This is a genomic window from Glycomyces sp. NPDC050141 (genome assembly GCF_055586545.1).
Genome location: NZ_JBVJHZ010000008.1, coordinates 148,438 through 156,689 on the forward strand (window position 1 = coordinate 148,438; position 8,252 = coordinate 156,689).

9 protein-coding genes and 1 tRNA gene are annotated in these 8,252 nt (G+C 71.2%); 5 read left to right on the plus strand and 5 right to left on the minus strand.

Annotated features, from left to right (window positions below; genetic code table 11):
* The first annotated feature begins 469 nt into the window (after positions 1–469).
* Entirely contained in the window at positions 470–1,183 is a 714-nt protein-coding gene (locus tag ACZ60M_RS07725; protein WP_465415804.1) for a GTP pyrophosphokinase, read from the plus strand.
* A gap of 11 nt (positions 1,184–1,194) precedes the next feature.
* On the opposite strand, the gene ACZ60M_RS07730 is transcribed toward ACZ60M_RS07725, so the two are convergent.
* Positions 1,195–1,854 (minus strand): ArsR/SmtB family transcription factor, encoded by a 660-nt coding sequence (locus ACZ60M_RS07730; RefSeq protein WP_465415784.1) that lies wholly within the window; start codon positions 1,852–1,854, stop codon positions 1,195–1,197.
* Between the two features lie 79 nt (positions 1,855–1,933).
* Between ACZ60M_RS07730 and ACZ60M_RS07735 the strand changes: the two genes are divergently transcribed.
* Entirely contained in the window at positions 1,934–3,286 is a 1,353-nt protein-coding gene (locus ACZ60M_RS07735) for an MBL fold metallo-hydrolase (RefSeq protein ID WP_465415786.1), read from the plus strand.
* Positions 3,283–4,536 carry an MFS transporter gene (locus ACZ60M_RS07740; protein WP_465415787.1) on the plus strand — a complete coding sequence of 418 codons (1,254 nt, stop codon included), beginning with the start codon at positions 3,283–3,285 and terminating at the stop codon, positions 4,534–4,536. The genes ACZ60M_RS07735 and ACZ60M_RS07740 overlap by 4 nt, the downstream gene beginning before the upstream one ends.
* Before the next feature lie 75 nt (positions 4,537–4,611).
* Here the strand turns inward: ACZ60M_RS07740 and ACZ60M_RS07745 are convergent.
* A tRNA-Pro gene (locus ACZ60M_RS07745) sits at positions 4,612–4,685 on the minus strand.
* Positions 4,686–4,845: 160 nt separating this feature from the next.
* Complete coding sequence (locus ACZ60M_RS07750; RefSeq protein ID WP_465415789.1) at positions 4,846–5,154, minus strand: hypothetical protein; 309 nt, start codon at positions 5,152–5,154, stop codon at positions 4,846–4,848.
* A 166-nt stretch (positions 5,155–5,320) separates the two neighbouring features.
* On the opposite strand from ACZ60M_RS07750, the gene ACZ60M_RS07755 reads away from it, so the two are divergent.
* The gene (locus ACZ60M_RS07755; RefSeq protein ID WP_465415791.1) at positions 5,321–5,602 is read left to right on the plus strand and encodes a DUF4190 domain-containing protein; all 282 of its coding nucleotides are present in this window, start codon (positions 5,321–5,323) and stop codon (positions 5,600–5,602) included.
* A gap of 130 nt (positions 5,603–5,732) precedes the next feature.
* Positions 5,733–6,725 carry an NAD(P)-dependent alcohol dehydrogenase gene (locus ACZ60M_RS07760; RefSeq protein WP_465415793.1) on the plus strand — a complete coding sequence of 331 codons (993 nt, stop codon included), beginning with the start codon at positions 5,733–5,735 and terminating at the stop codon, positions 6,723–6,725.
* Between the two features lie 71 nt (positions 6,726–6,796).
* On the opposite strand, the gene ACZ60M_RS07765 is transcribed toward ACZ60M_RS07760, so the two are convergent.
* A complete protein-coding gene (locus ACZ60M_RS07765; protein ID WP_465415795.1) occupies positions 6,797–7,000 on the minus strand; it encodes a cold-shock protein in 204 nt (67 codons plus the stop codon).
* Positions 7,001–7,280: 280 nt separating this feature from the next.
* The gene (locus tag ACZ60M_RS07770) at positions 7,281–8,087 is read right to left on the minus strand and encodes an HAD family hydrolase (protein WP_465415797.1); all 807 of its coding nucleotides are present in this window, start codon (positions 8,085–8,087) and stop codon (positions 7,281–7,283) included.
* Positions 8,088–8,252 lie beyond the last annotated feature (165 nt).

An 8,252-nucleotide genomic window follows, 5' to 3' on the forward strand; every position in this document is an offset into this window, starting at 1 on the left:
CTCGGCCGCGATCGAACGCGTCCGCGCCCGCCTCATCGCGGAGCTGCACGACGAGGACGACCTGCGCGGATGGGTCGCGGTAGCGGTCCGGTCGGTCGCCTCGCATCTCGCGAGCCTGCCCCAGCCGACCTGGTACGCCCGCTTCACGGCCCAGGTCGCCGCCGACCCCGAACTGCACCGGCTCGACCCGGAGGACGCCGAGTCGCCGTCGCTGGAGACGCTGCGCAAGGGCATGATCCGGTGCCTGCCGGACCTGCCCGAGGCGGTCGCGGACTCACGCGCCGCCATGACCCGCCACCTGGTCGACCAGGCCATGGTCGACCGCGAACGGCGCTTCGCCGAGCGGCCCGAAGCGGCACCGGCCGAGGCCGACGCGGGCCTGGAGGACCTCATCGATTCGATCACCGCCATCTGGCGCGGGCCCGTCGCCGCACCGGGCGCGGCGGCGGTCGCGCTCCCCGAGCGGGAGATGCTGGACTTCGCCCGCCAGATCCGCGAGGACTTCGGGCGCTTCATGATGGAGTACCGGTTCGCGGTCGACGAAGTGCTCACCAAGGTCACCATCCTCCAAGAGGAGTTCCGGCACCTCCACCGCTACAACCCGATCGAGCACGTCTCCTCCCGGGTCAAGACGCCCGAGAGCATCCTGGAGAAGGTCGCGCGCCGCAAGGTCGCCCCCACGCTGCCGTCGATCCGGGCCGGCATCACCGACATCGCGGGCATCCGCATCACCTGCTCCTTCAAGGCCGACACCTACCGGATCCTCGACGCGCTCACCTCGCAGCAGGACGTGCGCGTGGTCGTGGTCAAGGACTACATCGCCGACCCGAAGCCCAACGGCTACAAGAGCCTCCACGCGATCATCGAGGTGCCCGTGTTCCTCTCGACAGGAGCCGTGCCGGTCATCGTCGAGGTGCAGATCCGGACCATCGCGATGGACTTCTGGGCGAGCCTGGAGCACAAGATCTTCTACAAGTACGACGGCGAGGTCCCCGAGCACCTCGCCGCGGAGCTCTCAGCGGCAGCGGACGCCGCCGCGCACCTGGACGCGCGCATGGAGCAGCTCCACGCGGAGGTCCACGGGCCCTCCGGCCCGCGCGCCGAACCCGTCCCGCGGCTCGACGACGAACTCCTGCAGCGGCTCTGGGACCTCAGCCGACCCGCCGGGCCGCCCGGTACCTAGGCCGGGACCGCTCAGGCCCCGACCTCCACGGGCAAACCGGCGAGGGACCATTCGAGCAGGCCGTCCTCGAGGCGGAACGCGGTGCGGCCTGACCGCTCCAGCAGGGCGACCGCGTCGTGGGCGAAGACGCAGTACGCGCCGCGGCAGTAGGCGACGATCTCGGTGTCGGCGGGAAGCTCGCCGAGGCGGTCGGCGAGCTCGCCGACCGGAATCCCCACGGCGCCGGGGAGGTGGGCGGCGGCGTACTCCTCGGCCGGGCGCACGTCCAGGACCGTGTACCGCCCCGCCTCGATCCCGGCGAGCAGCTCGGACCGGCCGACCTGGCGCGGCCGGTCGCCCAGGTAGTCGGCGGCGGCCCGCTCGACCTCCGCGACGTGCGCGGCGGCGGTGTCGCGGGCGAGCCGGTAGAGGGCGGGCACGTCCTCACCTGCGGGGGCGTAGTAGATGCGCTGGCCTTCGCGGCGGGCCGTGACGAGCCCGGCGGCCTTGAGGGTCTGGAGGTGGGACGAGACGGTGGTCAGGCCCTGGCCGCTGGCGGCCGCGAGGGCTTCAACCGAGCGTTCGGCCTGGATGAGCAGGTCGAGCAGTTCGAGCCGCTTGCCGTTGCCCAGGGCCTTGCCGACGCGGGCGAGCTGGTCGAACAGCGCCGATTTCTTCCCGGGGTGACCCACCGCGGTACTCCTCGCTAGACTCGATAATCCAAGATTCCATGGAATATCGTATCATTACTCATATCGGGAGGAGACCGCGATGACCGTGAACGGACTGGCGGCGCTCGTCGACACGGGCCTGGGCAACAGCGCCTACGTGCTCGACCTGGGCGACGGCGGCGCGCTGGTGGTGGACCCGTCCAGAGACCTGCGCCAGGTACGAGAAGCGACCAGGCGGGCAGGACTGCGGCCGCGCTTCACCGCCGAGACCCACCTCCACGCCGACTTCGTCTCCGGCGCAATACAACTCAACGCGAGCGACAGCGCCGAGATCCTCGCCGCCGCGGCCGGGGGCCGCTCCTTCGCGCACCGCGGCCTGGCCGACGGCGACGAAGTGGACCTCGGCGGCCTGACGCTGCGGGCGCTGGGCACCCCGGGCCACACCGACGAGCACCTCTCCTACCTGCTGCTGGACGGCCCGAAACCGCTGGGCGTCTTCACCGGCGGCTCCCTCATCGTCGGCACCGCCGCCCGCACCGACCTGGTCGACCCCGCCCGCACCGAGGAACTGGCCCGCGCCCAGTACCGGTCGGTCCAGCGGCTGACCGAGCTGCCCGACGAGACCGCGGTCTGGCCCACGCACGGGGCCGGTTCGTTCTGCTCGGCCCCGGCCGGAGCCGCCCGCACCTCCACCATCGGCGCCGAGAAGGCCACGAACACGCTCCTCGCGGCCGACGGCGAAGACGACTTCGTGCGGCGGCTCCTCGCCGCACTCGGCGAGTACCCGGCGTACTTCGACCGCCTCGGCGAGGTCAATAGGCGCGGCCCGGGCGTCATCGCCGAACCGCCCGCGCTCGCGCCCTTGGCGATCGGCGGTTTCCGCGCTGCGATCGACGCGGGCGCGACGGTCGTGGACGTGCGGCCCGCCGCCGCCTTCGCCGAAGCGCACGTCCCCGGGGCGGTCTCGATCCCGCTCAGGTCGGCCTTCGCGACCTGGCTCGGCTGGGTCGTCCCCGAGGACACCCCCGTGGTCGTCGTCCGCGACACGGACCAGGACACGGACGAGATCTCCTGGCAGGCAACGAAGATCGGCTACGACCTCGCCGGGGAGCTCGACGGCGGCATGAACGCCTGGGACGGCCCCGTCCGCGCCATCCCCTTCCTCGACCCCGCCCGCGCCGCCGAACGCCTCGGCGGGACCGCGGTCGTCGACGTCCGCGAAGCGCGCGAGTACCGCAGCGGGCACGTCCCCTCCGCGATCGCCATCCCCTTGGGACACATCGCAGTCGCACCCCTGCCTGACGGGCCGCTCCTCACCCTCTGCGGCCACGGCGAGCGCGCCATGACCGGCGCGAGCCTGGCCGCCCGCCGCGGCGCCGACGTCGCCGTCCTGTCCGGCGGCAGCGCGGACCTGGCCCGGGCCGCAGGCACGGCCCTGGAGACCGGCGCGTGAGCGCCGCCGCGCCGATCCGGCTGGGCCTCAAGGAGAACCTGGCCCAGTTCAGCCTCCTCGTGGCCGTGAACGCCCTCGTCGGCGCCATGGTCGGCCAGGAGCAGACCGTCCTGCCGCTCATGGCCGAGAGCGAGTTCGGGCTGACCGGCTACACGTTCCTGTTCACCTACGTGCTCGCCTTCGGCCTCGCCAAGGCCGCCACCAACTACTTCGCGGGCACCTGGTCGGACCGGTTCGGCCGCAAGCCCGTCCTCCTCGCCGGATGGCTCCTCGCCCTGCCTGTCCCGCTCCTGCTCATCTGGGCCCCCGCCTGGGGCTGGGTGGTGGCCGCGAACGTGCTCCTCGGCGTCAGCCAGGGCCTCACCTGGTCGACCACCGTGATCATGAAGATCGACCTCATCGGCCCCCGCCAGCGCGGACTCGCCATGGGGCTCAACGAGGCCGCCGGGTACGGCGCGGTCGCGGTCGCCTCCGCGCTGGCCGGGTACCTCGCGGGGCAGTACGGGCTGCGGCCGGTCCCGTTCCTGGTCGGCCTGGCGTACGCCGTGCTCGGGATCGCCCTCACGGCCTGGGCCGTGCGCGAGACCCGCGGCCACGCCGCGTTCGAGACCGCCGACCACACCGGGCCCGCCCCGGCCGAGACCCTGTCCGACCGAGAAGTGATCAAGCGGACCACGCTCACCGACCCGGCCCTGTCCTCGGCGAGTCAGGCGGGGCTGGTGAACAACCTGAACTTCGGGCTCTCCTGGGGGCTGTTCCCGCTGCTGTTCGCGGCCGCCGACCTCGCGGTCACCCAGATCGGCGTCCTGGTCGCGCTGTACCCGGCGGTGTGGGGCGCGGGCCAGCTCGTCACCGGCGGGCTCTCGGACCGCATCGGCCGCAAGGCGCTCATCACGACCGGCATGCTCACCCAGGCCGCCGCGCTGGCCGGGATCGCCCTCGCCGACGGCTTCGCAGGATGGGCCGGGGCGACCGCGCTGCTCGGGGCCGGGACCGCGATGGTCTACCCGACGCTCCTCGCCGCCGTCGGCGATGTCGCCCACCCGTCCTGGCGGGCCCGCTCGGTCGGCGTCTACCGACTGTGGAGGGACAGCGGGTACGCGTTCGGCGCGGTCGTCGGCGGGGTCGTGGCCGACCTGTGGGACCTCCGCGCCGCCGTCTGGGCCGCCGTGGTCCTCTCCCTCGCCTCCGGCATCACAGTGGCGCTGCGCATGCCCGAAACCCACCCCCGAGACCGACGGCACCCCTAGCCCCGCTCCGAGCCGCAACACCGACCCGAACACGACGAAACCCAGGTCAGAAATTGCTTCTGACCTGGGTGAATGTCGGGACGACAGGATTCGAACCTGCGACCCCCTCGTCCCAAACGAGGTGCGCTACCAAGCTGCGCCACGTCCCGATCGGCCGCTGAGCGGCCTCAGCCAGGGTACAGCAGTCCCGACAGGATTCACGGCCCGGCCGAGGCCCGCCCCTCCTTCACCGAATGGGAACGGCAGGCGTCAGTCGCCGGCCCTTCACACGAACGAGACCCGGACCGGGAAATCCTTCGGGAATGCGTGTCAGAGGTCGAGCGGCCATCCTTCCGGGCCGCTGGCTTGAAGCTGTACGACCTCATCGCCTGCCGTCACCGTGGCACCGATGACAAGCGCTTCCGGGTCGATCTCGATCTCCGTGTCCCCGTGAATCAACGTCAAGGTCATCCCGCCGTCGTTGACGGTCGCAGCTTCTTCTTGCGTGAGGGGTTCGGTGTGAAATTCGGCGCCCTGATAGTTCGGGGTGCCGGGGCGGAACTGCACTCGCCCGTCGATCGGGTGTTCACCGTCCACGTGAAGCGTGCCGGCGTCAAGGTGCGCGTAGTCGCTGAGCATGGTGCTGATCGTATGGCGCGGTGAGAGGCCGCGATGCGAAATCGCGGACGTGAAGCTCCCGGCCACGTCCGTCCTCGGCCCGGCCTTCCGCTGAGAACCCACGGCGGCCGCGTGATCTCGTACGCTGGTGCCAAACCCCCACCCCTCGACAACTGAAGGCACGCCCATGACGTATTTCGGGACCGACCCCGCCGTGCACTACCACCCTCCGCCCCGGCCCCGCACCAACGGCTTCGCCGTGGCCGCGCTCGTGCTCGGCATCGTCGGCCTCTGCGGCTGCCTCGGCATCCTCGGGCTCGTGTTCGGCTCGATCGCGAAGCAGAAGATCGAGGTGACCGGGGAGGCCGGTGAGGGCCTGGCGCAGGCCGGGATCGTTCTCGGGTGGATCTCGGTCGCCGGAACCGTGTTCCAGGTCTTCCTGCTCATGACCGACTCGTACCCGATGTAGCGCGGAGGGGTCGGGAACCAAGCACTTTAGACCGGGTTGGTCCGTGTTTGCGCAGGTGAACGGAAGGTTGGTCCTGGACATCAGCGCGGCGGAGCGCTTATCGTGGCTTGCAACGCGTGGAGGAGGAACCGTGAAAGCCATCGTCCAGGAACGGTACGGGCCGCCCGGGGAAGTGCTCGGGCTCAAGGAGATCGACCGGCCTGAGCCCGGTCCGGGCCAGGTGCTCGTCCGGGTGCGGGCCAGCAGCGTCAACACCCCCGACTGGATCGCGGTAGCGGGCGTCCCCTACGTGCTGCGGCTCCAGATGGGCCGTTCGGCGGGCGCGGTGCGCGGCAGCGATGTCGCCGGGACCGTCGCGGCGCTCGGCGAGGGCGTCGAGGACTTCGCCGTGGGCGACAAGGTGTTCGGCTCGCTGTGGACCGAAGGGTTCGTCACCGCCGGGGCTTTCGCCGAATTCACGGTGGTCCCTGCAGGGCAGCTCGCGCCGATTCCCGAAGGCGTGGGATTCGAGGACGCGGCCGCTTCGGTCATGTCGGGAGTGACCGCCTTGTGCGCCATGAGGGACGTCGTCGAAGTCCGAAAGGGAATGAAGGTGCTCGTGAACGGCGCCTCCGGCGGGGTGGGGACTTTCGCGGTCCAGTTCGCCGCGCATTTCGGCGCCGAAGTCACCGGAGTCTGCGGCAGCGCGAATGCGGCACTGGTGCGCGGTATCGGCGCGGCGCATGTCGTCGACTACACCAGTACCGATTTCACGCAAGGGAGCGAACGCTATGACGTCATCCTCGACAACGTCGTGAACCACCCGCCGCGGCGCACTGCCCGCGCATTGGCGCCGGGCGGGGTGCTCATTCCCAACAGCGTCGGGAACAGCGGCGGGCTCTTCGCGGGGCTCGGCCGCATGGGCGGCGCGAAGCTGCTGGGGATGTTCCGCGGGGTCGACGTGCGCTTCTGCCCCTCGGAGGCGAGCCGCGAGAACCTCACAGCCGTAGGGGAACTGCTGGCTTCGGGCGCGGTCAGGGCGGTCGTCGACCGGGCCTACCCGCTGGAGGAGGCCCCGCAGGCCGTCGCGCACATGTACGGCCACCACGCCCGCGGGAACGTGGTCGTCACCGTGGCGGAATGACTCCCGGACACCATGAAAGCCGCTGTCCTTCAACGAAGGGCAGCGGCTTCCTGTCTCAGAGCTGTGGGAGCTTAGAGGGCGCGCAGGTTAGCGGCCTGCGGACCCTTCTGGCCCTGCTCGATGTCGAACTCGACGCGCTGGTTCTCTTCGAGCGACTTGTAGCCGTTGCCGGTGATCGCGGAGAAGTGAACGAAGATGTCGGGGCCGTCGCCCTCCGGAGCGATGAAGCCGAAGCCCTTCTCCGAGTTGAACCACTTAACGGTGCCTTGCGCCATTACTACATATCCTTGGTGTTGATGCTCAGACCGACGGCTCGGAATCGGGGATTCGCATCCCTTGGTCCTCTGCCGCCACGCGGTCTGATATTGCCGCCATTGCTGGCGCTTCTCCACTCCGGTTCGCGTTGCCGTGATCCGAGGTGGCCCCTGGACCCTACAGCACTCCCGCCGCATTGCACCCGGCCAGCGCGGAAATTATTCTCGCATTTGACTGTTTGTCCGGTATTGTCCCTGGATTTGGCGGAGATTGGTGCCGAAAGTCATGCGGCCTTGCACGCTATTCGGGCGAAAGCAGCGCCTCGACGACACGGGCGACACCGTCGTCCCCGTTCGGACCGCACCGGTCCGTGGCGGCCTCGGCCGCTTCGGGGTGGGCGCCCGCGACGGCGAAGGAGCGGCCCGCCCAGCGCAGCATCGGGACGTCGTTCGGCATGTCCCCGAACGCGACCACCTCGGCCGGGCCGATGCCGCGGGCCGCGCACCAGGCGGCGAGCGCGGTCGATTTGGAGACGTCGGCGGCCGTGATCTCAAGCAGCCCTTCGCCACCGGAGTGGGAGAGGTGGACGCCGGGGAGGGCCGCGGTGCGGGCGGCGGCGAGCATCGCGTCGGCGCGGCCCGCGGCGTCGTGGACGAGGAGCTTGGCGATCGGGGCGGCGGCGGTGAAGACCTCGTCGAAGGTCTGCACGAAGACCCGCTTGTCGCCCACGGTGTCGACCTTGCGGTAGCCGGGTTCGGCGACGACCTCGAAGCCGGTCTCGACCGCGACCTTCACGCCGGGGAGGGCGGCGCGGAGGGTCTTCGCCACGGCCGCAGCGGTTTCGGGGTCGATGGTGCGGGTGGACTCGATCTCGTGCCGGTCCGGGGCGTAGGTGATGGCGCCGTTCGCGCAGATCGCGGCGTCGAGGACGGCCGAGAGCTGGGGCCATTCGCGGAAGACGCGGGGCGGGCGGGCCGTCACGGCGACGACCGCGATGCCTTGGGCGCGTGCGGATCGCAGTGCGAGGCGGGAGCGTTCGGTGAGGACGCGGCCCGGGGCCAGGAGGGTGCCGTCCAGGTCGGTGGCGATCACGCGCGGTCGGTTCACCGGCCCAGTCTGGCAGTGCGGGCGGCGGGCGCGGGCCCGGCGGCCCCGGGAGGCGACCGGGCCCACGCGGGCGGAGGACCGCCCAGGCCCGGTGGGAGGGCCTGGGCGGCAAGGGGTTAGGGGTAGTTCAAGTCGGGGCGGGCCCGGCCGCCGCGCGGCGGCCGG